At 75.0% G+C, this 22802-nt stretch carries 18 protein-coding genes; 5 read left to right on the plus strand and 13 right to left on the minus strand.

Annotation, left to right across the window (positions count from 1 at the left end; all coding sequences use genetic code 11):
* Positions 1–25: 25 nt before the first annotated feature.
* The 6 genes from FHR36_RS33625 to FHR36_RS40140 form a co-directional block, all read right to left on the minus strand.
* On the minus strand, positions 26–1921 hold the full coding sequence (locus FHR36_RS33625; RefSeq protein ID WP_253803553.1) for an AMP-binding protein: 1896 nt from the start codon (positions 1919–1921) through the stop codon (positions 26–28).
* A 32-nt stretch (positions 1922–1953) separates the two neighbouring features.
* Entirely contained in the window at positions 1954–3132 is a 1179-nt protein-coding gene (locus FHR36_RS33630; RefSeq protein ID WP_253803555.1) for an acyl-CoA dehydrogenase family protein, read from the minus strand.
* A complete protein-coding gene (locus tag FHR36_RS33635) occupies positions 3129–6251 on the minus strand; it encodes a non-ribosomal peptide synthetase (RefSeq protein ID WP_253803557.1) in 3123 nt (1040 codons plus the stop codon). Before FHR36_RS33635 ends, FHR36_RS33630 begins: the two co-directional genes overlap by 4 nt.
* Positions 6252–6408: 157 nt before the next feature.
* A complete protein-coding gene (locus FHR36_RS33640) occupies positions 6409–7707 on the minus strand; it encodes a non-ribosomal peptide synthetase (RefSeq protein ID WP_253803559.1) in 1299 nt (432 codons plus the stop codon).
* Positions 7708–7837: 130 nt separating this feature from the next.
* Positions 7838–9184, minus strand: a complete 1347-nt coding sequence (locus FHR36_RS33645; RefSeq protein WP_253803561.1) for an MFS transporter — start codon at positions 9182–9184, stop codon at positions 7838–7840.
* Between the two features lie 713 nt (positions 9185–9897).
* Positions 9898–10326, minus strand: a complete 429-nt coding sequence (locus FHR36_RS40140; RefSeq protein ID WP_253803563.1) for an SRPBCC family protein — start codon at positions 10324–10326, stop codon at positions 9898–9900.
* 228 nt (positions 10327–10554) lie between these two features.
* Between FHR36_RS40140 and FHR36_RS40145 the strand changes: the two genes are divergently transcribed.
* Positions 10555–11142, plus strand: coding sequence for a hypothetical protein (locus tag FHR36_RS40145; protein ID WP_253803566.1), 588 nt, complete (start codon positions 10555–10557; stop codon positions 11140–11142).
* Positions 11143–11151: 9 nt separating this feature from the next.
* Here the strand turns inward: FHR36_RS40145 and FHR36_RS33660 are convergent, their stop codons facing one another.
* Positions 11152–12012 carry a hypothetical protein gene (locus tag FHR36_RS33660; RefSeq protein ID WP_253803567.1) on the minus strand — a complete coding sequence of 287 codons (861 nt, stop codon included), beginning with the start codon at positions 12010–12012 and terminating at the stop codon, positions 11152–11154.
* 436 nt (positions 12013–12448) lie between these two features.
* On the opposite strand from FHR36_RS33660, the gene FHR36_RS33665 reads away from it, so the two are divergent.
* A complete protein-coding gene (locus FHR36_RS33665) occupies positions 12449–13207 on the plus strand; it encodes a type 1 glutamine amidotransferase (RefSeq protein ID WP_253803569.1) in 759 nt (252 codons plus the stop codon).
* Between the two features lie 20 nt (positions 13208–13227).
* Here FHR36_RS33665 and FHR36_RS33670 read toward each other — a convergent pair whose 3' ends face one another.
* The 3 genes from FHR36_RS33670 to FHR36_RS33680 form a co-directional block, all read right to left on the minus strand.
* A complete protein-coding gene (locus FHR36_RS33670; RefSeq protein WP_253803571.1) occupies positions 13228–14559 on the minus strand; it encodes an RNA polymerase sigma factor in 1332 nt (443 codons plus the stop codon).
* Positions 14532–14951 (minus strand): YciI family protein, encoded by a 420-nt coding sequence (locus tag FHR36_RS33675; protein WP_253803573.1) that lies wholly within the window; start codon positions 14949–14951, stop codon positions 14532–14534. The genes FHR36_RS33670 and FHR36_RS33675 overlap by 28 nt, the downstream gene beginning before the upstream one ends.
* A gap of 124 nt (positions 14952–15075) precedes the next feature.
* On the minus strand, positions 15076–16320 hold the full coding sequence (locus FHR36_RS33680; protein ID WP_253803575.1) for an AfsR/SARP family transcriptional regulator: 1245 nt from the start codon (positions 16318–16320) through the stop codon (positions 15076–15078).
* A 182-nt stretch (positions 16321–16502) separates the two neighbouring features.
* Here FHR36_RS33680 and FHR36_RS33685 point away from each other — a divergent pair, with 182 nt between their 5' ends.
* The 3 genes from FHR36_RS33685 (at position 16503) to FHR36_RS33695 (ending at position 19431) form a co-directional block, all read left to right on the plus strand.
* On the plus strand, positions 16503–17459 hold the full coding sequence (locus FHR36_RS33685; protein ID WP_253803576.1) for a GNAT family N-acetyltransferase: 957 nt from the start codon (positions 16503–16505) through the stop codon (positions 17457–17459).
* A gap of 99 nt (positions 17460–17558) precedes the next feature.
* Entirely contained in the window at positions 17559–18572 is a 1014-nt protein-coding gene (locus FHR36_RS33690; RefSeq protein WP_253803578.1) for a hypothetical protein, read from the plus strand.
* Positions 18573–18621: 49 nt separating this feature from the next.
* Complete coding sequence (locus tag FHR36_RS33695; RefSeq protein WP_253803579.1) at positions 18622–19431, plus strand: hypothetical protein; 810 nt, start codon at positions 18622–18624, stop codon at positions 19429–19431.
* A 37-nt stretch (positions 19432–19468) separates the two neighbouring features.
* Here the strand turns inward: FHR36_RS33695 and FHR36_RS33700 are convergent, their stop codons facing one another.
* The 3 genes from FHR36_RS33700 to FHR36_RS33710 all read right to left on the minus strand — a co-directional run bounded on the left by FHR36_RS33700 (position 19469) and on the right by FHR36_RS33710 (position 22776).
* Positions 19469–20356 carry a S1 family peptidase gene (locus tag FHR36_RS33700; protein WP_380231543.1) on the minus strand — a complete coding sequence of 296 codons (888 nt, stop codon included), beginning with the start codon at positions 20354–20356 and terminating at the stop codon, positions 19469–19471.
* A 189-nt stretch (positions 20357–20545) separates the two neighbouring features.
* Positions 20546–21796, minus strand: coding sequence for a glycosyltransferase (locus FHR36_RS33705; protein WP_253803580.1), 1251 nt, complete (start codon positions 21794–21796; stop codon positions 20546–20548).
* Positions 21797–21822: 26 nt separating this feature from the next.
* On the minus strand, positions 21823–22776 hold the full coding sequence (locus FHR36_RS33710; RefSeq protein ID WP_253803582.1) for a DMT family transporter: 954 nt from the start codon (positions 22774–22776) through the stop codon (positions 21823–21825).
* Positions 22777–22802 lie beyond the last annotated feature (26 nt).

Below are 22802 nucleotides of genomic sequence, written 5' to 3' on the forward strand. Positions count from 1 at the left end.
GGGGCGTCCTGGGTGCGGCGTGCGGTCAGGGGCGGGCGGCGACCGGGCGGCGGTCGTCGACGAGCCGGGCGATGTCGCGCAGGTCGGGGCTGCGCAGCAGCTGCGGGGCGCGCAGCCGTACGCCGCACTCGGCCTCCAGAGCGGCGAGCAGGCGGGCGGCGGCCAGCGAATTGCCGCCCACGTCCCGGAAGTTGTCCTGCGGGCCGAGGTCGCCGCGGCCGAGCAGCTCGCGGCAGAGCCGCACCACCAGCTGCTCGGTCGGGGTGGCGCCGTCGTCGACGGGGTCGGTGCCGGCGGGCCGGGCGGCCTCCTCGGCGGCGAGCAGCGCGGCCCGGTCGACCTTGCCGTTGGCGTCCAGCGGGAAGGCGTCGACGAGGCGGACGACCGACGGCACGGCCTGCTCGGGCAGCCAGGCGCGGGCCTCGGCGAGCAGGTCGGGTCCGGTCGGCGGCGCGGTCTCCGGGGAGGGCTGGACGAACGCCAGCAGCTGGACGCCGCCGGCCGGTCCCGGCCGGGCGGCGACCGCGGCCCGGCGGACGCGGGGGTCGCGTTCGAAGGCGGCCTCGACCTCGGCCGGTTCGATCCGCACGCCGCTGACCTTCACCTGGTCGTCGAGCCGGCCGTGGAACTCCAGCACCCCGTCGGCGCGCATCAGCACCCGGTCGCCGGTGCGGTAGACCCGGTCGGCGCCGTCGGCGCCGTCGACGCCGTCCACGCCGTCCGGAGCCGGGACGAAGCGGCGGGCGGTGAGGTCGGGGTCGAGGTAGCCGAGGGCCAGGCAGCGGCCGCCGATCCGCAGTTCGCCGGTGGTGCCGCGGGGCACGGGCCGGCCGTCCGGGTCGGTGACCAGGACGACGGCGCCGGGCACCGGCAGGCCGATCGGCGGGGCGTCGGGGCCGTGGTCGCCGCCGGGCGCCATGGTGTGCACGGTGGTCACCACGGTGGCCTCGGCGGGCCCGTACGCGTTGTGGACGGTCGCGGTGACGTCCGGCCCGGGGGTGCGGCGCAGCCGGTCGCCGCCGATGGTGAGGTGGCGCAGCGCCAGGTCGGCGGGCCAGGGGCGGTCGAGCAGCGGCTCGGCGAGCGGGGTGGGCAGCACGGCGACGGTGATGCCGGCCTCCCGCCACCAGTCGGTGAGGGCGTTGCCGTCCCAACGGACCGCCTCCGGGGCGACGGCGAGCGCGGCGCCGGAGGTGAGGGTGGCCCACAGCTCCATCAGGTGCGGGTCGAAGGCGACGCCGATCAGCAGGCTGTGCCGGTCGCCCGGGCCGAGGCCGGTGAGTTCGCGGTACCAGTGCAGCAGCGCGCCGAGCGAGGGCTCGCCGACGGCGACCGCCTTGGGGGTGCCGGTGGAGCCGGAGGTGAGCACCGCGTAGAGGGTGCCCTCGGGGGCGCCGACGGCGCCGTCCGGGGCGGGGGCGAAGGCGGCCACCACGGTTCCGGCGGCGCCCGCGCTGCCGGCGGGGACGGGCAGGGGCAGGTGCTCGCCGGCGCGGTGGGCGGGCGGCAGCAGCTCGGCGTCGCCGATCAGGCAGGCGAGCCGCAGGTTCTCGGCGACCGCCTGGAGCCGGCGCTCGCCGGGGCGGGGGCCGAGCGGCAGGGCCGCGGCGCCGAGTCTGGCGAGCGCGACGGCCGCGGCGGCGAGCGCCGCGGAGTGGTCGAGGCACAGGCCCACCAGGTCGCCGGGGCGGACCCGGTCGCGCAGGCGGTCGGCCAGGGCGTCGGCGAGCCGGTCGAGTTCGGCGTAGTCGAAGGTGTTGTCGCCGTCGATCAGGGCGGGCGCGTCGGGGGTGCGGCGGGCCCAGTCGTCGAACAGGCCGAGCACGGGGGCGTCCTGGTGGGGCCGGCCGTGCCCGACGCTGCGGACGGTCTGAGCGGTCGTCCGGGCGGTGGTCGAGGGGTGGTCGTCGATGGTGGTCATCGTTGGGTCTCCGGGTGGTCGGTGGCGGTCGGTCAGCCCAGGCCCATGGCCTTGGCGATGATCACCTTCTGGACCTCGGAGGTCCCCTCGATGATCGTCATCATCCGGACGTACCGGTACAGGAACTCCAGCGGGTGACCGCGCACCCAGCCGGTGGCGCCGTGCACCTGGAGCGAGCGGTCGACCGCGCGGACGGCCGTCTCGGAGGCGGTCAGCTTGGCGAGGGCGGCGTTCTCCGGCGCCTCGGTGCCCGCGTCCACCAGCCGGGCGCAGGCCAGGGTGAGCAGCTTGGCGGCCTCCACCTCGGCCCGGGTGGCGACCAGGTGCTCCTGGACGTGCTGGTAGGTGCCGATCCGGGCGCCGAACGCCTCCCGCTCGCGGGCGTACTCCACGCCCAGGCGCAGCGCGTACTCGGCGACGCCGTTGCACATCGCGGCGACCACCAGGCGGCCGCGGGAGAGGCTGTCGATGGCGAGCGCGGTGGCGGCGCCGACGCCCTCCTCGCCGCCGATGACGGCGTCGGCGGGCACGGTCACGCCGTCCAGCATCAGCTCGAACAGCGGCTCGCCGGACATCCCCTCGTAGCGCTGGCCGATCCGCAGGCCCGGCTGGTCCATCGGGATCACGAAGGCGGTCGCGCCGCCGGTCGGCCCGGCGCCCTCGCCGAGGTCGGTGGCGGCGACGACCAGCGCGATGTCGGCCCGGTCGGCGTTGCTGACGAAGGTCTTGCGGCCGGAGATCCGCCAGCCGTCGCCGGTGCGGACGGCGGTGGTGGTCAGCCGGAACGCGTCCGAGCCGGCGTGCGGCTCGGTGAGGGCCAGGCAGCGGGCCGACTCGCCGCGCACCAGGGGCACCAGGTAGCGCTCGATCTGCTCGGGGGTGCCGTGGCGCAGCAGCGGGCTCGGGCCGTCGGAACCGGCCAGCGCGTACGGGGCGAGCGCGCAGCCGCTGCGTCCGGCGGCGTGGTGGAGCAGCACCACGGCGGTGAACGGCATGCCGGAGCCGCCGAGTTCCTCCGGGTAGTCGCCCGCGTAGAAGCCGAGCGCGGCGGAGCGCTTGCGGACGTAGGCGCGCAGGTCGGCGGGCGGCTGGTCGGCGGTCTCGGGCAGTTCGGCGGCGAGCGGGACGAGCTCGCGGCGGACGAAGCTCTCGAAGGCGTCGACGAGTTCGCGGTGGCCGTCCTCGAGGACGGCGGAGGGAGCGGAGTTCACCGGGCGCCTCCGGTCAGGACACGGGCCTGGTCGGCCAGGACAGGGTGCTGGAACAGGGTGCGCAGGGCCGGCCGGCTGCCCAGGCGCGGCTCCAGCCAGGCGGCGAGCTGGGCGGCGAGCAGCGAGTGGCCGCCGACCTCGAAGAAGTGCGAGTCGGCGGTGAAGCCGTCGTGGCCGAGGACCTCGCGCCACGCCTCGGCGACCAGGGCCTGCCCGGGGTCGTCGAAGCCCCCGGCGCCGGACGGGACGGGCTGCGTGCCGGGGGCGGGCAGCTCGGCGGCGGTGCGGGCGAGCGCGGTGCGGTCCGGCTTGCCGCCGGGCAGCAGCGGCATGGCCGGCAGCGCCGTCCAGTGGGCGGGGACGAGCGCGGCGGGCAGCCGCTCCGCCAGCGCGGTGTGCAGGGCGGCCTGGTCGGGCTGGTCGGCGCCCTCCAGGAAGCCGACCAGGCGCGGGGCGCCGGCCTCGTCCCGGTGAAGGATCACCGCGCAGGAGCGGCCGCCGAGTTCGGCGGAGGCCGCGGCCTCGATCTCCTCCAGTTCGATGCGGAAACCGCGCAGCTTGACCTGGTTGTCCTGGCGGCCGAGGAACCAGAGCCGGCCGTCCAGGTCGCGGTAGCCGCGGTCACCGGTGCGGTAGACCCGCTCGCCGCCGAGGGCGGGTACGGTGACGAAGCGTCCGGAGGTGACCTCGGGCAGGCCGAGGTAGCCGTCGGCGAGCACCTCGCCGGCCACCGCGAGTTCGCCGACCGCGCCGGCCGGCAGCGGCTGCAGGCCCTCGTCCAGGACGTGCATCCGCACCCCAGGCAGCTCGGTGCCGAGCGGGATCTCGGCGGCGTCCAGATCGGCCGCGGTCACCTCGTGGACGGTGGAGGTGACGGTCGCCTCGGTCACGCCGTACGCGTTGACCACCGTCGCCGTGGTGTCGTCCGTCAGGCCGCGCAGCGCACCGGCGGGCAGCCGCTCGCCGCCGAGGACCAGCAGGCGCGGGGCCCAGCGGCCGTCCCGCAGCGCCTCGCGCAGCTCCTCGCGGACGGCGAGGAAGTAGCTGGTGGGCAGGTTGGCGACGGTCACGCCGCGGGCCGCCAGCACGGCGACCAGCTCGGGCCCGGTCGGCACCTCGCGCTGCGGCAGCACCAGGGCGGCGCCGGCCGCGAGCGAGGGCAGCACCTCCTCCAGGGCGACGTCGAAGGACGGCCGGGCGAACAGCAGCACCCGGTCGGCCGGGCTCAGCCGGTAGCGCTCCGCGAGACCGGTGACGTAGCGGGCCAGGGCCTTCCGGCCGACCAGCACCGGCTTCGGCACACCGGTGGAACCGGAGGTGTGGATCACGTACGCGGCGCCGTCCAGCACGGCGGCGGGCGCGGCCGCGGGGAACTGCGGGCCGTCCAGCAGCGCCGGGGTGACGCCGGTGGCGGGCAGCGCGAGCGCGCTCTGCCGGGTGGCCAGCACCAGCGCGGGCGCGAGCCGCTCCAGCAGCAGGCCGAGGCGGGCGGCCGGGTCCTCGGTGGACAGCGGCGCGTACACCGCGCCGAGGCGCAGGCAGGCCAGCAGGGCGACGACGCTGTCGGTTCCGCGCGGCAGCACGGCTGCCACCGGCTGACCGGACGTCACACCGGCGGCGCGCAGCCGGTCGACCAGCTCGCCGACCCGGCGGTCGAGGTCGCCGAAGGTGAACCGCTCGGCGCCGGCGATCAGCGCGAGCGCGCCCGGGTCCTGGGTGGCGGCGGGGTCGAGGACGGTGTCGTCGGTGGGGTCGCTGCTGTTCTCGTCCTCGGTGGTGGACGGCGCGGTGGCCAGGTCGGCGAGCGGTGCCCCGGGGTGGTCCAGGTAGGCGCGCAGCAGGTCGAGCAGGCGGCCGGCGAGCAGTTCGGCGATCTCCTCGCCGAACAGGTCGACGTCGTAGTCCCAGATCAGCGTCATGCCGGCGGCGCCGTGCTTCTCGCCGACCACCCGGCGGTCGTCCGGGAGCAGCACCACGTCCAGGTCGAAGCGGGTGGTGCCGGTGTTGAAGCCCTCGTAGAGCGAGACCTCCAGGTCGGGCGCCTGGATGTCGGGCAGCGCGGCGTCGTGCGCGCTGAACATCACGTCGAACAGCGGGTTGTCGGCGCCGGTGGTGTGCAGGCCGAGGGTGCGGGTCAGCTCCTGGACCGGGACGTCCTGGTGCGGCAGGGCGCGCAGCAGGACCTCGGTCACCTCGTCGACCGCGTCGGTCCCGGGCGCGGCCGGGTCCAGGCGCAGCCGCAGCGGCACGGTGTTGACGAACATGCCGACGGTGCTCTCGAAGCCGAGCGGCCGGTTGCCGACCGCGGTGCCGACCACGGTCTCGCGGTGCCCGCTGTGCCGGCGCAGCAGCTCGGCGAAGAGCGCGAGCAGGGTGCTGAACGGCGTGTGGCCGTCGGCCCGGCTGCGCTCGCGCAGGCGCTCGGCCAGGTCGGCGCCGACCGGCTGGCGCAGCTGGCCGCCGTGGTGGCGGCGGACCGCGCCGGGACGGGCCAGCCCGGGCAGGGTGAGGTCGAGCGGAGCGTCCCGCAGCTCCTGCTGCCAGAACTCCAGGCTGCGCGCACGGGCGTCGGCGCGCGAGCCGTCGGTGTCGATCCGGACGTGCTCCTCGTACGAGCGGGTCGCCGGCAGCTCGGCGCTCTCGCCGAGGACGTGCGCCCGGTAGGCGGTGAACAGGTCGCGCAGCAGGATCGCGAACGAGTGCCCGTCGTGGATCAGGTGGTGCTCGACGTGGATCAGCCGGTGGTGGGTGTCGCCGAGCCTGACCAGGTGCCAGCGCAGCAGCGGGGCCTGCTCGGTGTCGAGCGGCTCCTCCGCCTCGGCGGCCAGCAGCCGGCGGAAGGCGGCCTCCGGGTCGCTCTCGCCGGAGAGGTCGCTGGTACGCAGGCGGGGTTCGGTACGGGTGCCGACGCGCTGCCCCGGCACGCCCTCGGGGCGCGGGACGAGTTCCAGGCGCAGCCCCGGGTGGTGGGCGAGGACGGCGGTCAGACCGGCGTTCAGCGCGTCGGTGTCGAGGGTGCCCCAGAGATCGAGCGCCGCGGTGAAGTTGTAGGCGCGGCTGCCCGGCTGCATCTGCTCGTGCAGCCAGACGATCTCCTGCGAGGAGGAGAGATCGAACATGGACGTGTCCCTTGCTGTGGCGGGTTCGTGTTCGGTCGGTGGTGCGTGGGGCGGGCCCGGATGGGGCGCTCCCATGGGGCTGCCGGGCGCCTTCGGGTGGTGGCGCTCGGCGGCCGTCGATCGGATGTTCGGGGATCGGACGTCCGGAGGGTTGGGCTCAGGTGGTCGCGGGTGTCGGACCGAGGTGGTGGCGCAGGGTGGCCAGCAGGGCGTCGAACGCGGCTTCGGCGTCCTCGTCCCGGCAGCGGTCGCGGTCCCAGGCGAGGCGGACCAGCAGGTCGTCGCCGTGCGAGGCGGCGACCGCGAGCGGTGCGCCGATCGGACGGCCGGCCAGGTGCGTCTCCCGGCCGGCCGCACCGTCGAGCACCAGCGGCGGGCGGCGCTGGAGGTCCTCGAAGGTGAGCAGCCCGTCCAGGGCGCCCGACCAGCGGGCACCCGCCGACCGTGCGGCGTGCACGACCTCGTCGAACGGGGTGCCGGCGTGCTCCAGGTCGTCCCACCAGTCGCCGCAGAGCGCGTCGAGGTCGGCGGGCCCGGGCGCGCCGGGGTGGACGAGTGTGTTGAGGAAGCAGCCGAGCGCCTGCGGAGCCCCCGGCGGCCGGCCGCCCCACGGATAGCCGAGGGCGAGCGTCCGGTCGGTGCCCAGCAGCCGGTGGCCGGCGGCCGCGACCGCGTCCAGCAGGGCCGGGAAGACCGCGCCGCGGGCCGCGCCGGTGACGGCGGGCAGGCGCTCGGCGGCCATGCCGGTGGCGTTTTCGGTGGGCGGGACGATGTTGCTGGGGTCGGCGTCGCCCAGGGTGCCGAGGCGGGCGGCCCAGTGGGCGTGGGCGGCAGGGCCGGCGGCGGCCTCCTCGGCGGCCAGCTGGAGGCCGACCGCCTCCCGGTACGCGGCGAGACCGTCGTCCTCCGGGGCCGCGGCAGTCGCTCCGGACCCGGCGCGGGCGTACGCCTCGGTCAGGCCGGCCGTGACGATGCCCAGCGACTGCTCGTCGCAGGCCGCGTGGTCGAGCGCGACGGCCAGCAGTTCCTCGTCGGCGGCGGGCCCGGCCGCGCGCAGCAGGCGCAGCACCGGGCCGTCGGCCGGCCAGTCGAGCAGCGCCTGCCGCAGCGCGTCCTCGGCCGTACGGCCCGGCTCGACGGCGATGTCGGCAACCTCCACCGACGGCGCGCCGAGGCGCAGCACCGGCGTGCCGCGCACGGCGGCGAAGCCGGCGCGCAGGGCCGGGTGACGGGCGGCCAGGTCGAGCGCGGCACGGTGCAGTCGGGCCGGGTCGACGGTGCCGCGCGGGAAGGCGAAGAACAGCGGCACGGTGTCGGGACGTCCCTGCGGGCGCATCCGGCGGGAGAGCAGGAAGCGGCGCTGGGCGCCGGTCAGCGGTAGCAGCTCCGCCGGGCCGCCGGAGGCGGCGACGGACCGGTACCGGGCGAGGTACGCGGCGGTGATGCTGGCGGGCACGGTTGTCTGCTTTCGGGTTCGTGGCGTGTCGGTGGTCCGCCCGGCGCGGCGCCCGGGCGCATCGGACGTGTCGGGCGGGTCGGGGGTGTCGGGCGGGTCGGGGGTGGGCCGCCGGTGGGCGGCGCGGTGGTCAGTGGGTGGCTCTGGTCGCCTCGGCCGGTGCCGTGGCGGCGTCGTCGCCACCGACCGGGTCGGAATCGGCGCCGGGGCTCGGGGCGGTGTCGTCGTCGGTGCCGCTCGGCAGGTCCCGCAGGCGGCGCAGCGGCGACAGGAGCAGCGGGAGGGGTACCGCGAGGAACCCGACGGCGCAGACCCACAGGGCGGCCCGCGGCCCGGCCGTACTGGCGACGGTGCCGCCGAGCAGGGCGCCCAGCGGCAGCGTCCCCCAGACCAGGAAACGGATGGTGGCGTTCATCCGGCCGAGCAGTTCGGGCGGGCAGACCGTCTGGCGGAAGCTCACCTGGGCGACGTTGTAGACGACCGCGCCGAACAGCACCACGGCCGAGCCGACACCGAACAGGACGGCTCCCGCCGGGCCCGACGACAGCGGCCACAGCAGGGCGAACGGGGCACTCGCCAGCGCCGACAGCCAGATCAGCCGCGCCTGGCCGACGCGGGCGGCCAGTCGGCCGGCGCAGAGCGCGCCGGCGAGTCCGCCGACCGCCGACACCGACAGCAGCACGCCGATCGCGGCGGGGGAGAGCTCCAGCACGCGGACCCAGAAGACGGTCTGAACGGCCATCAGCACCGCCGCGAACAGGTTCGAGACCGCGGTCGCGGCGGCGATCATGCGCAGCAGCGGGTGGCCCAGGACGAACCGGACGCCCTCGGCGATGTCGGCCCGCAGCGATCCCGCGGCCGCCGGCTGCGGTTCGTCCTCGACGGCGTGGATGCGGCGCAGCAGGACCGCCGAGGTGAGGTAGCCGACCGCGTCGGCGACGATGGCCAGCGGCGCGCCGAGCAACTGGACCAGACCTCCGCCGAGCCCGGGGCCGACGATCTGCGCCGAGGACCGGACAGTCTCCAGGGCGCCGTTTCCGGCCACCAGGTGCTCGCGGGGGAGCAGGTTCGGCAGGTACGACTGGTGGGCGACGTCGAAGAAGACCGTCGCGATGCCGGTGACCAGGGCGACCACGTACAGCTGGGCCATGGTCAGCACGCCCGCGGCCGCGGCCGGCGGGATCGAGCCGACCGCGAGGAACCGCACCACGTCGGCCCGGACCAGGACCGGCAGCTTGCGCATCCGGTCCAGCCACGCCCCGGCGGGCAGGCCCACCAGCAGGAACGCCGCGGTCTCGGCGGCGGTCAGCAGGCCGACCTGGAATGCGCTGGCGTGCAGGACCAGGACCGCGACCAGCGGCAGCGCGACCAGGGTCACCTGACTGCCCGCCTGGCTCGCGGCGGCCCCCAGCAGCAGCTGCCGGAAGTCGCGGTGGCCGAGGAGGCGGTCACGGGTCGGACGAGGCATGTCGTTCATCTGCACGACTGTCCGTCACATGTTCGACGGCGAGCAACCGACAGGACCAATTCCGGCCTTCCCTCGTGACGGCTGGATCACGCCACCCCGCGCCACCTCGTCGGGCGTGTCCGCACCACCCCCCGGGACCTCGGAAACCCTGCCGGATCACGCGGGACCAGCGACGTTCCGGTCCGGCGTCCAGGTGGACCACCTGTCCATCCCACTGTCCGATATACGGATCGTCACTTCGTCGTCATCGGACGGCCCGTCACAACATGGCTGGATCGCGCAGACGTGTGTCGGTTCGTCACCTTCTCGTGGTGACGCCGTGATATGCGCGCACAGATCCGGAAAATACCCGCCTCGACGGGTGCGCACGCCGGACTGCGTGCCGCACAGCCGTAGGCCGTGTCCTGGGGTACAGCGTCGACGCGCCGCACTCCGGCGGCCACGTCAAGGTCGCTGCGCTCTCCTCGCACGGCGACTACTGCGGCGCGATCAGGCTGTACGGCCCGGGCGGCGGTTCCGGCGGCACGCCGCCGCCCGGGCTCGCGTATTCCAGGGGTGGACACCTTCGCCAACGCCCCCGCTGGTGGTTGAAGACGGACCCGGACGTGGGTCCGGGGCGTCACCATCCCCGACTGCCAGTCAGGGTCCTGACGGACAAGCCTGCGAGGCTTCGCGCCGGATGCGCCCGAGTTGGGCGGTGCGGGGTTCCGGCCCCGTCCCGCTCAGCGGGCCGGCGCCTCGCAGAACCGCTTCAGCCCGGCCGCCTCGATGTCGACGTACCGGCGGATCAGCTTGCCGTACGGCAGTGCGAGCAGCGGCGCCATGAACCCCTTCAGCCGCACACCGAGCACCACCCGGCAGCGGTCCGCACCGAGCGGCTCGATCCGGTGCGTGCTGATCGTGGTGAACGCCGGATTCAGGGACCGCCACGCGAAGCTGCGCCCGGCCTCCATCTCGGTGACCTGCCACACCTCGGCGGCCAGCTTGGGCTGCCGGACCTCCGCCTCGCTGCCCACCGCCACCGCGCCGTCGGACAGCAGCCGTACGCCCGCCTTCGACACCGCCCACCGGGGCCAGCCCTCGATGTCGGCCAGCACCGTCCAGACCCGCTCCGGCGCCGCCGCGACGTTCACCGTTACCTCGTACCGCACTCGTGTTCCTTTCTCTGTCGCCGGATCCCCCACCGTACGGCCGCGCCGTCCCCGGCCCCGGGTTGGGGTCCGCCGCGCCTGTCGGGCCGGGCCGCCGTGGCAGCGCGCGCGGATGCGGCGGCCGTCCGGGTGAGGCCCGGTGCAGGCTGGGCCTCGCCTGACAGTGCCTCGACTTGTCTGTGTGCGAGAGTTCGGCCACGACCCGTTTCGCCGGGGTGGACCGTACACGTGGATGCGGAGACGATCGTGGCCTGTGGACGCAGTGTTACCCGTGCGGGAAGGACGGCCGCGGTCGCCGCGCTGTTGGCCCTGACCACGGGCTGTGGTGGGGGGTCGTCCGGGTCCACGACCGCGCCGCAGTCGACGGTCGGAGCGACCCCCGAGTCGCTGACGACGCTCTTTCCGGGCAGTGGGGGCGGCGGATCGACGCCCACCTCCCGGAAGGTGCCCGCTACGCCGATCAACACGCAGAGCACCGATTCGTTGTACTTCGCAGCGGGCCAGGCGTCCGGGGTGACGATGGGAGACGTCCACCTGCCGCCGGGAAGCTTCAGCGTGGTCCGCAACGGTTGCACGGGCAAGACCCTTACCCCCGGGCAGTCCTGCGTCGTTGTGATCGAGTTCGCTCCGAAGTCTGTCGGCAGTTACACGGTGGAGCTGACCGTCGACACGTCAGCAGCCGACGCGGACTACCGCGTCCGGCTGACCGGTGTGGGAGTCGGATCGACGCCCTCCTCGCCGCCGACGACAAAGCCCTCGCCCTCCGTCAGGACGACGCACCCGACGGACGTGCCGTCGGTCGAGGTGACGACCTAGGGACGGGTCTCAGCTCCCCGGGGTCCAGCCGAGTGTCTCGATCCGGATGCTGCCGTCGTCCGGAAGCACCACGGTGAGGTCGTTGGGCCGGCGGCGGACGTGCGAGACGAGGTAGTAGCGGGACTCGGACCGGGCGAGCAGGACGAAGCCGCTGTACCGGTAGGGGTACGCCTCGCTGCCGTCGGACAGGTCCTTGAGCGTGATGCCGAGCGCATCCTGGGTGATGCGTGAACGCGAGTAGATGAGGACGCTGACGTGGCCGGCGAAGCCGGATTCGGAGTCGCGGGCCGCCTGGTCGTCGCCGGCCTCGTCCGCGTAGCGGGCCAGGGCGAAGAACAGCGCCATCGTCAGCAGTCCGATCAGCACCGCGCCAGTGAGGGTTCGGACTCGTTCGCCGGTCGCCGCCCCCTGCCCAAGGCGGCGTGCGTGCTGGTGCAGGTGCAGCGAGAACAGGGCCAGGGCCGCGCCAGCCACCACCAGCAGGGGCGGAACGAGGGTCCGCGGCCAGCCCGGCTCCAGGATCGAGAGGACCCGCCGGAACCACCGGGGAGCCTCGGTGAAGACGAGGAACCCCAGCAGGAGCAGCGCGCCGGCCGCGACCCCGCAGACGATGGAGGCCCGGTGCCACAGCGGATTCTCCCGCGGTCGTGCCAGCCACTGTTCGGTCAGCGCGAAGAGCCCGAGGGCGAGCAGCGCGCAGCACAGCAGCACCCAGAGCGGGAAGAACAGCGTATTGGGACTGACGGCCAGAATGCTCTCGCGTGACAGCTGAAGGTCGCTCGTCGGGATACCGAAGTGGACGTAGTAGGACGTCGTGTAGGTCCGACCCACGTAGTACAGCAGGCCCACGATGACCGAGCTGGGCGCCACGACGTAGGCGGCCTTTTCGAGGAACGCCCTGGTTCGGTCCGAACTCCGGTCCGCGCCGGACCCGGTGGCGGCCGTGCTGCCGTACCGTCGGCGGTCCGGCCTGGCTCGCGACGCCGGCCGGCGGAGGCGACGTGCGGCCGCCCTGGTACGTGGTGGTTGCTCGGTCACAGCTTGTCCAGTCTCGTGTTTTGACGATGAGATGCCGCGGAACGCATGCGCACGAGCGGCGTCTCCGACGAGGAGGGCAACGAGGAAGGCCGTCGAAGGTGGTGCGGACGCGCTCCCGGTCGTTCGTCCGGATGACTGCGGGGCCCGTCGGTGCACGCACCCGCCGGCCGGTTCGGGTGACGCAAGCGGAGGGCGGCGTGAGATCATCGGCGGTCCTCGGCGGGTGCGCGACAGGGTGGCCCGCGGGAGACACGTGAGGTGGGTGGCGGTGACGGTGTCGGCGGACGGTGGTGTGCGGGTGCTGGTGGTGCAGCACGAGGACAACACGGGGCCCGGCCTGGTCGGCGAACACGTGGAGCGGACCGGTGTACGGCTGGAGCTGGTCCACCCGTGGGCGGGTGACCCGATGCCGACCGCCCTCGACGGTTACGCCGGGCTGTTGGTCCTCGGTGGCTCGCCCAACTGCGAGGACGACGAGCGGGCGCCGTGGTTGCCGCGGACCCGTGAGCTGATCCGGCAGGCCGTCGCGGAACGGCTCCCGCTGCTCGGGATCTGTCTCGGCGGCCAGTTGATGACCGTCGCGCTCGGCGGCAGCGTCGCGCCGCGCGGACGGGTCCCCGAGGTCGGTGCGGTGCCGCTGCGCCGACTCGCCGGGGCGGTGGAGGACCCGGTCCTCGGCGCGGTCCCGGACGGCGCGCCCGCCGCGCAGTGGCACTGGGACGAGATCACCGCGCTGCCGCCCGGCGCCGTCCCGCTGCTCGGCGGGGACGACAGTGTGCACCAGGCGTTCCGGGTCGGCCCGGTCGCCTGGGGTGTGCAGTTCCACCCTGAGGTGCTGGGCGACGTGATGGCCGAGTGGGCCGAGTCCGACGGGCCGAACGTGAAGGCGGCCGGCGGTGACCCCGACGCGGGGGTGGCCGCCGTCCGGGCGGCGGAGCCGCAGCTGCGGGCGGTGTGGGGGGCGAGCGCCGAGGCGTGGGGACGGGTGGTGCTCGATCAGGCGGCGGCCCGGCAGCCGGGCCGGTAGGCGGCGGCGCCCGGGGTGGGTCACCCCAGGGCCGCCGCCTTGCGCAGCAGGACCGACCGTTCGCGCTCGTTGCGGCAGAGCCGGGCGGCCAGTTCCAGTTCGGACCGGGCCTCCGCCGGGCGGCCGAGGCGGACCAGCAGTTCGCCCCGCACGCTCGGCAGCAGGTGCGAGCCGGCCAGCCGACCGGCCACCAGCAACTCGTCCACCTGGGCCAGGGCCTGCTCCGGTTCGCCGGCCATGGCGACCGCGACCGCCCGGTTGAGCTCGACGACCGGCGACGGCGCCACCCGGCCGAGCGCCTCGTACAGCAGCACGATGCGCTCCCAGTCGGTCTCCGCCACCGACGGCGCCGAGGCGTGACACGCCGCGATCGACGCCTGCAGCCCGTACGGGCCGAGGCCCCGCCCGAGCGTGGCGGTGCGGCCGAGGGCGGCCAGGCCGCGGCGGATCGCGGATCGGTCCCAGCGGCGGCGGTCCTGGTCCTCCAGGAGGACCGGCTCGCCGTCGGGCCCGGTCCGGGCCGGGAAACGGGCCGCCGTCAGCTCGCACAGGGCGAGCAGGCCGAACACCTCCGGCTCGTCCGGCAGCAGCGCGGCGAGGGTCCGGGCCAGCCGGATCGCCTCGTACGCCAGGTCGGGCCGCAGCAGCGCATCGCCGGAGGTCGCGGTCGACCCCTCGGTGAAGACCACGTACAGCACGCTGAGCACCCCGCCGAGCCGCTCCCGCCGCTCGTCGGCGGGCGGCAGCTCGAACGGGACGCCCGCCGCGGCGATGGTCTTCTTCGCCCGGGTGATCCGCGCCTGCACGGTCGGCACCGGCACCAGGAAAGCCCGGGCGATCTCCTCGCTGGACAGGCCGCCCACCACGCGCAGGGTCAACGCCACCCGGGCCTCCGGCGAGAGCACCGGGTGGCAGGCGACGAACATCAGCGCGAGGACGTCGTCGTCCACCCGGTCGGGGTCCCACGGCAGCTCGTCGGGCCCGTCCGGCGGGGCCGAACCGCCGGTCACCGCCTCGCCCTCGCCGAGGCGGCCCGCCAGCAGCGCGTACCGCTCGTCCCGCGCCGCGCGGCGGCGGAACGCGTCGATGGCGCGCCGACGGGCGGTCGCCAGCAGCCAGCCCACCGGGCTGGCGGGCGCGCCGTCCCGCGACCAGGTGACCAGTGCCTCGGCGAGCGCCTCCTGAGCGACGTCCTCGGCGAGGGCGAAGTCACCGGTGAAACGGGCCAGCGCGCCGACGATCCGGGCAGACTCGATCCGCCACACCGCCTCGACGGCCCGCCGCGCCGACTCCGCGACCGGCGGGCCGTCGTCGGCCGGGGTGCTCAGAGCTGACCCGTCTGCTCGCGCCACGCGCGCTCCTTGATGACCCACTCGTTGTCCTGCGGGAACTCGTCGATCGCCGGCACCCGGCGGACCTCGCACTTCGAGCCGACCATCGCCGGGAGGCGCTTGGCCCACTCGACGGCCTCCTCCTTCGACGCCACGTCGATGATGTAGTAGCCGCCGAACAGCTCCTTGGTCTCACCGTACGGGCCGTCGGTGACCACCGGGGTGTCGCCGCTGAAGTCGACCACGACGCCCTGGGACGGGTCGTCCAGGCCCTCGGCGGCGACCAGCACGCCGGCCTTGATCAGCTCGTCGTTGAAGCGGCCCACGGTTTCGAGCATCTGCTCGAAGGGGGTCTCCATCATCTTGGCCATGGTCTCGTCGGTGCCGCGCATGATCAGCATGTACTTCGCCATCGTGGATCTCCTTGTTCGGTGGGGCCGTCCTCCGCCCCTCTCTATCGCAGGTCGAACGGGGGGACGGCGGATCGACACGGGGACGGAAACTTTTTTGGACAGCGGAGCGGGGGGCGGCGCGGGGCTACGAGGGGCGGCCGGGGCGGGTGTGGGTGGGCCAGGGCCAGCGGGTGGTGAGCCAGTGGTGGAGGGTGGTGGCGAGGTGGCGGTCGAGGGGGGTGTCGCGGCCGCCGCGGGTCCAGTGGGTGAGTTCGACGGGGTGGCCGGGGTCGGTCGCCGGGTCGAGGTAGACGCAGCCGAGGAGGCGGCCGTCCGCCGGGGTCTCGACGGCGTAGGCGAAGGAGGTGCGGCGGGTGAACTCCTGCTGGTGCCAGGCGAGCTGGATCAGGTCCTGTTCGAGGGTGAGGTCCTTCGGCGGCCAGGCCCAGCTGTCGCCGAACTGGGCCCAGAGCTCCTCGCGGGTGTCGGTGACCAGGGCGTGGTCCTGGGCCAGGTCGTGGATGGTGATCGGGCGCAGCGTGTAGCCGTCGCAGTCGAGGCGTTCGGGCACCTGGAAGTCGAGCGGGACGAAGGGCGCGCGGGGCGCCGGGAAGGTGATCCGGGCGGGTCGCGGCGGGTCGGGCCGCAGGACGGCGCGGTGGGCGGCGGCGAGGTCGGGGCCGGGCTCGACGCCGAGTTCCTCGACGAGGCGGGTGCGGGTGCGGCGGTAGAGGTCGAGGGCGTCGGCGCGCCGTCCGCTGCGGTCGAGGGCCAGCATCAGCAGGGCGTGCGGGCCTTCGCGCAGGGGGTGGTCGGCGGTGAGCGGGTGCAGCAGGTCGGCGGCGTCGGCGGGGCGCCCGGCGGCGAGGTCGGCGCGGGCGGCGGTCTCGACGGCGGTGAGGCGCAGGTCGTCGAGGCGTTCGGCTTCGGCGCCGAGGTGGGGGAGGTGGCGCAGGTCGCCGAGGGCGGGGCCGCGCCAGAGTGCGAGGGCGTCGCCGAGCAGGGTGCGGGCGGTGTCGGCGGCGCCGGCGGCGAGCAGGGCGCGGCCCTCGGCGAGGAGGTGTTCGAAGCGGTGGATGTCGAGGTGTCCGCAGTCGAGGTCCAGACGGTAGCCGGCCGGGTCGCCGACCAGTGCGGCCGCGCCGTCGGGGCCGCCGAGCAGGGCGCGCAGGCGGGAGACGTAGCTCTGCAGGGTGTTGCGGGCGCTGGCGGGCTCCCGGCCGTCCCAGACGCCTTCGATCAGCCGCTCGACGGGGACGGTCCGGCCGTCGGCGAGCAGCAGCAGGGCGAGGACGGCGCGCTGGCGGGGCCCGCCGAGCGGCAGCGACCGTCCTTCGGACCGGACCTCCAGCGGCCCGAGGGCGTTGAACTGCCATCCCGTACCGGTCATCCGGCGACCTCCCCGTCCGCGTGGGCGGCTCAGTGTGGCACGGGGTGCGCGGCGCTTGCACGCGAGTTGCACGCGTCGCCGGGCAGGCTGCTCCGGTACGGCGGCGCGCCCGGACGCAGCGGGTGCGCGCCGCGAGAGCGCAGTGCAAGAGCGCAGTGCATGAACGAGGAGAGACGAAGACCGTGAGCACCACCGTGACCCCGCCGCCCGGCCTGACCGTGCGGGCCGCGACGCCCGAGGACGCCGCCGAGGTGTGCGCCCTGCTGAACCGGGTCGACCTGCTGGAGATCGGGCGGGCGGAGACCGAGGTGGCGGAGGTGGCGGCCGAGCTGGGCCATCCGGAGGTGGACCTGGCCCGCGACTCCTGGCTGCTGTGGGAGGGCCGGCGGCTGGTCGGGTACGGCCTGCTGCGGGACGCGTCGGGCGGCGAGCGGATCGACATCGACCAGTACGTCCTGCCGGACCGCCAGGACGGCGCTCTGCACCTGTTCGACCTGATGGAGGCGCGCGCGGCGGAGCGGGCGGCGGCCAACGGCGCCCGGCGGGCCGTCGTCCACCTGCACCTGAACAGCGCTCCGACGGTGGACACGGCGGCGATGCGGGCGCGGGGCTGGCGGGCGGTGCGGCGGTACAACGTGCTGACCCGGCCGGTCTCGCCGGCGGCCGACCCGGTGCCGGCGCCGCCGGCCGGGGTCGTGCTGCGCGACTGCACGGCGGAGGCGGACCGGCGGATCGCCCACCGGCTGCTGCAGCAGAGCTTCGCCGGGCACTACGACTTCCGGCCCCGCAGTTACGAGGAGTGGCTGGAGGACATCGACGGGGCGAACGCCGACTGGTCGCTGGTGTGGGTCGCCGCGGTGGCGGGGGTCGGTGACGCGGCAGTGCTGCGCTGCCGCAACGACCGGGGCGGGACGGGCTGGGCGTCGAACATCGGGGTGCTGCCGCAGGCCCGGGGGCGCGGGGTGGGTGGCCACCTGCTGCGGCACTTCTTCGGGGCCTTCGCCGCGCTGGGCCGAGGCCGGGTGGGGCTGGGTGTGGACACCGAGAACGGGACCGGCGCGCCGGAGCTCTATCTGCGGCACGGGATGGCGCTGGACTTCGCGGTGGACACCTGGGAGCTGGTGGTGGCGCTCGGTTGAGCCGGCGTCGGGAGGGTGAACCCTCCGGGTCACGAGGGTGTCGGTGGACCCGCTAGGCTGGTAACCGATTGTCAGACCATAATACGGGGAGTGGTCGTGATGGCCGGAAACAGCTTCGGCATACGCTTCGACGAACTCGAGCGGATCCAGCAGGAGTGGAAGTCCCTCAACGAGCGGATGGCCGACATGAGTCGGCAGACCGCCGGGATCAAGGGCACCGTCGCCAAGGCTGCGGCGACCGACCTGATGGCCGGTGAACTGGCCGGCGTGGTCGGCTTCGTCGCCGTCACCGAGCAGGTCGCCGCCAGCGTCAAGGACATCCTGTCCAAGCTGGAGAAGCTGCAGGAGACCAAGGAGAAGCTCACCAAGGAGCTCGCCGAGGACGCCACCAAGATCAAGGCCGTGATCAAGGCGTACGAGGACGCCGAGCGCAAGACCCACGAGGAGATGCGCAAGCACGACAAGGACCACGGCAAGCCGAAGTCCCCGAAGAGCCCGCCCACCCGCACCGACGGTGGCGGCGGCAAGCACGAGGGCGGCGGCGGTGGCCACCACCCGATGCCCGAGCACCCCAAGCAGACCGGTGACCACGGCGACGGCGGCGGGCACGGCGGCAACGACCCGACGCCGCACCCCTCCTCCGAGGGCGTGATCAAGAAGGGCGACGTCACCTTCGGCGGCAAGGGCTCGTACAAGAGCGGCCCCGACGCCTGCCGCGACTACATCGCCAAGGCGCTGGACGCGATGGGCATCACCGACCCCAAGGCCCGCGAGGCGTGGACCCGCGGCATGCTCACCATCGCCGAGCGCGAGTCCTCGTACAACTCGCCCAACTGGCAGGTCAACAAGGGCCCCGGCGACGTCAACGTGAACGGTCCGATCCAGTCCGACGGCGCGCCGCTCAACTGCTCGCGCGGCGGCTGGCAGACCACGCCGGAGACCTTCGCGGCCAACCACGTCAAGGGCACGTCGACCGACATCTACGACCCGGTGGCCAACTGCGCGGCCTCCATGGAGTACGTGATGAAGCGGTACCACGTCTCGCCCGACGGGCACGACCTGGCCGCCAAGGTCCAGCAGGCCGACCCGGGCCGCAAGGCGCACTGGTACTGATCAGGCCCCCGCTCCCCGCTCCCGTCCGGACCCACCCACAAGGAATCCCGTGCTTCGCCTCCGTACCCTCGCCGCGGCGGCCGCCGCGCTGTGCTGCGCCGCTGCCCTGACCGCCTGCGACCCCGACGGCTCCGGCTCCGACGGTGCCACCGCCACCGCCGCGAGCTCGACCTCCCCGTCCGCCGCCTCGGCCCCGGCGTCCGCGCCCGCCTCCGCCGCCGCGTCGGCGTCCGCCTCGGCCGGCAAGCCCGGCGGCGCGCCCTCCACGCTGCCGGCCGGCATCTGGATCGCCACGACGGACGTCCCGCTCGACTCGGTCTACCACTGGCAGACCCCGTCGGCGGTGGCCAAGGCCGCCAAGGCGCCCGCCTTCCAGTTCGAGACGCTCTGCCACAGCAAGCGCTCGGCCGACCTCGACACCACCGCCAAGGGCGCGCAGAACGGCGCCGTGGCCCAGCTCGGCAAGGGCGGCGCCGCCGAGTGGCAGGCCCAGGAGACCATCCTCAGCTGGGGCCCGGCCAAGTCCAGCGGGCCCGCCCAGACCGCCTACGCCTTCACCGGGTCCCTCGCGGCCGAGGTCAAGGCCTGCGCGTCCACCGCCCCCGGCGCCACCGTGAAGGTGGACACCGAGGACGGCGGAAACCTGTTCGTCGCGACCCTGACCGTGCCGCAGTCCGGCGGCGGCAGCGTCACCCTGCACGAGTACCTGACCACCTCCGGCGCGACCGTCGCCGAACTCTCGGTCTGGGCCTCCGTGCCGGCCGGCGGCAAGCCGCGAACCGCCTGGTCGGCTCCGTCCGAGATCGAGGTGGGCAAGGCGCTCGGCGTCCCGATCTGCACCGCCCTCAAGGACTGCTGACCGGAGATCCGCTCCCTCCGCCCGGGTCCGGCGGCGCTCAGTACACGTTCACGCCGTACGCGGCGAGCGCCGCCGGGACGGGCTGGAAGAACGTCGTGCCGCCGGACTTGCAGTCGCCGCTGCCGCCGGAGGTCAGCCCCAACGCCTTGGCGCCGTCGAACAGCGGGCCGCCCGAGTCGCCCGGCTCGGCGCAGACGTTGGTCTGGATCATCCCGCGGACCGTCCCGCTGCCCGCGTAGCGCACCGTCACATTCAGTGCGGTGACGCTGCCGCCGTGCGTGCCCGTGGTCGAGCCGGTCCGCTGGACCGCCTCGCCGACGAACGCCGCCGGGGCCGAGGTGAACCCGCCCGGGTGGGGCAGAGCGCTGTTGTCGTAGCGGACCAGCGCGTAGTCGTGGCTCGGGAAGGTGGACGAGACCGTCGGGCCGATCAGGGTCGTGTGCGCCGAATCGGTGTACCAGGTGCTCGCCACGTTGCCGCAGTGCCCGGCGGTCAGGAAGTACGTGGTGCTGTCGCTGCCGACCACGTTGAAGCCCAGCGAGCAGCGGTAGCCGCCGCCGTAGATCGCATCGCCCGCCGCGGTCAGCGGACGGAACACGCCGGCGGTCCGCTCGACCTTCAGCGCCGCGGCGTCCACGCCCGCCGAACGGGCGATCCGGGCCAGCCCGCCCGCGGTCACCGTACTGTCCATCAGGACGTGCACCCGGCCGTCGGTGGTGTCCACGTACCAGGCCGTCCCGGCGACGTCGGCGCGCAGCACCGCTTCGTCGACCCGGGCCAGGGTGGCCGGGTCCCGCATCGGCGTGGGTGCGGCCGCTGCGGGCAGGGCGACGCCGGTCGCCACCGCTGTCGTGGCGACCGCGACCGCCAGAACGGTCATCAGCCGGGTCCGGCGGCGGCCGCGGGTGGTGTGCTCGGTTCTCACTGGTCTCCTCCTAGGAGTGGAGAGTCCCCCCGGTTCGGTGGCCGCCTGATCTGCACTGATCTGCTCTGATCTGCTCCTGACAGGCGGTCACCTGGAGTATTCGTCTGCTGACGGAGCGCCACAAGTCGACGCGCGGCCGCCTTGATCGGATCATCTGAAAAGCGCAGTGGCTTGCCCGGCGTGCCGCGATCAGGCGTCGGCGATGCCGTCGAGGGCGGACAGCACCGGGCCCACGCCGTCCTCGGCCCGCAGCCCGGCGGCCAGGGCGGCGGCCCGCCGCCGGTAGCCCGGATCGTCCACCACCCGGCGCAGCGCCGCGGCCAGCGACGGCGAGGCGAGGCGGCGCAGCGGGATCGCCGTCGGTGCCACCCCGAGCCCCACCAGCCGGTCGGCCCAGAACCCGGCGTCGAACTGCACCGGCAGCGGCACCGCCGGCACCCCCGCGCGCAACGCCGCCGCGGTGGTGCCCGCCCCGGCGTGGTGCACCACCGCCGCCATCCGCGGGAAGAGCAGGCCGTGCGGCAACTCGTCGACGGTGAGCATGTCCTCTCCGTCGGCCGCCAGGTCGCTCCAGCCGCGCTGCATCACCCCCCGAAGGCCCGCCGCCCGCAGCGCCGCCACCAGCTCACGGCTCAGCCGGTCCGGATCCGGCACGGTGGCGCTGCCCAGCCCCACGAACACCGGCGCCGGCCCGGCCGCGAGGAACTCCTCGACCCGGCACGGCAGTCGACCCGCCGGCGGGCAGTACGGCCACCAGTACCCGGCCACCCGCAGCCCCGGACGCCAGTCCCGGGGCCGCGGCACCACCAGTTCGCTGAAACCGTGGAGGACCGGCCAGTCCTGCCGCTCCCGGGCGCGCCGGGCCGCCCGCGTCCGACTCGGCGGCAGGCCGAGGCGGGTCCGCAGCCGGCGCACGGTGTCCGCGAAGATCGCGTCCACGGCGGCGCCCACCACCCGGCCCGCCAGCAGGTTCCCCGCCGCGCCGTAGCCGCGCGCGCCCAGCACCGGCGGGCCGAACTCCGCGGTCGCCGCCAGCGGCTGCAGATACACGCCGACGGTCGGCCGGCCCAGGCCCGCGCCGATGGTGTGCCCCAGCGGACCGAGCGAGCCCGACACCAGCAGCACGTCCTGGTCCTGCGCCGCGTCGAGCAGCCCGTCCGCCATCTCGCCGACCAGCCCGCGCGCCATCGCGACCACCCGGGCGAACTTGGCCGCCCCGCCCCGGCTGCGGTGCAGGCCCTGGCCGCGCGCCGACGCCAGCTCCGCCCGTGGATCGACCGGCAGCGGACGGAACCCGATCCCCGCGTCCGCGGCGAGCGGGGCGAACCGGGCATGGGTCACCAGGGTGACCCGGTGGCCCGCCGCCGCCAGCCCGTGGCCGAGACCCGTGTACGGCGCGACATCGCCGCGCGAACCCGCCGTCATCAACGCGACCCGCATGGCAGCAGTATGGCGGGCGCGGTCGCTCACGCCCGACGGAGCGTCACCTGACACTCCGGAGGTCGTACGGCCGGCGCACCGAGGGTGCGGGTCGTACGGTGCCCGGGGCGGGACGGGCTCCGGGTGAGGACGACCGCCGCGACCACCGCCGCCCCGCCGACCAGCGCGTTCCAGCCGACCGGCTCGCCGAGGAGCAGCGCACCGAGCGCCGTCGACCACAGCGGCGTCGCGTACGTCACCGCGGTGGCCACCACCGCCCCCGCCTCCCGCACCATCGCCAGATTGAGGACGTACGCGAAACCGGTGCCCACCGCCCCGAGCAGCACCAGCGCGGCCACCGCCCGCACGCCCGGCCAGTGCGGCGCACCCGACACCAGCGGCGCCACCACCGCGGTCTCCACCGCGGCGCAGCCGATCTGCACCGCCGACAGGGCCGCCGCCGACCCCGGACGGTCCGACAGGATCCGCCGCAGATAGGTGAACCCGGCCCCGTAGCAGCACGTCGCCGCCAGACACGCCAGCCCGCCCGTCCCCAGTCCGGCCCCCGCGCCCCGCCAGACGCCGAGCACCGTCAGGACCCCCGCGAAGCCCAGCACCAGCCCCGCCAGCCGGCGCGGCCCCGGGCGGCGCTCCGCCGCGACCGTCGCCACCGTGAACAGCAGCGTGAACAGCGGCGTCGTCGCGTTCACCACCCCCGCCAGCACCGAGCTGACCCTCGTCTCGCCGTACGAGAACAGCATGAACGGCACCGTGTTGAGCAGTACCGCGGCCACCGCCGAATGCCCCCACGTCGCCGCGTCGCGCGGCACCGGGACCCGGCGCAACCCCACCAGCGACCACAGCGCCACCGCACCGAACACGCACCGCCAGCACGCCACCCACGCCGGCGACACCCCCGCGTCCACCGCCGTCTTGATCAGGACGAAACTCGCGCCCCAGATCGCCGACAGCAGTACGAACCCCGGCCACCAGCGCCGCACCCCGACCACCTGCCCTCTTCCGGCCG

Source organism: Kitasatospora cinereorecta (genome assembly GCF_024172095.1).
Lineage (GTDB): Bacteria > Actinomycetota > Actinomycetes > Streptomycetales > Streptomycetaceae > Kitasatospora > Kitasatospora cinereorecta.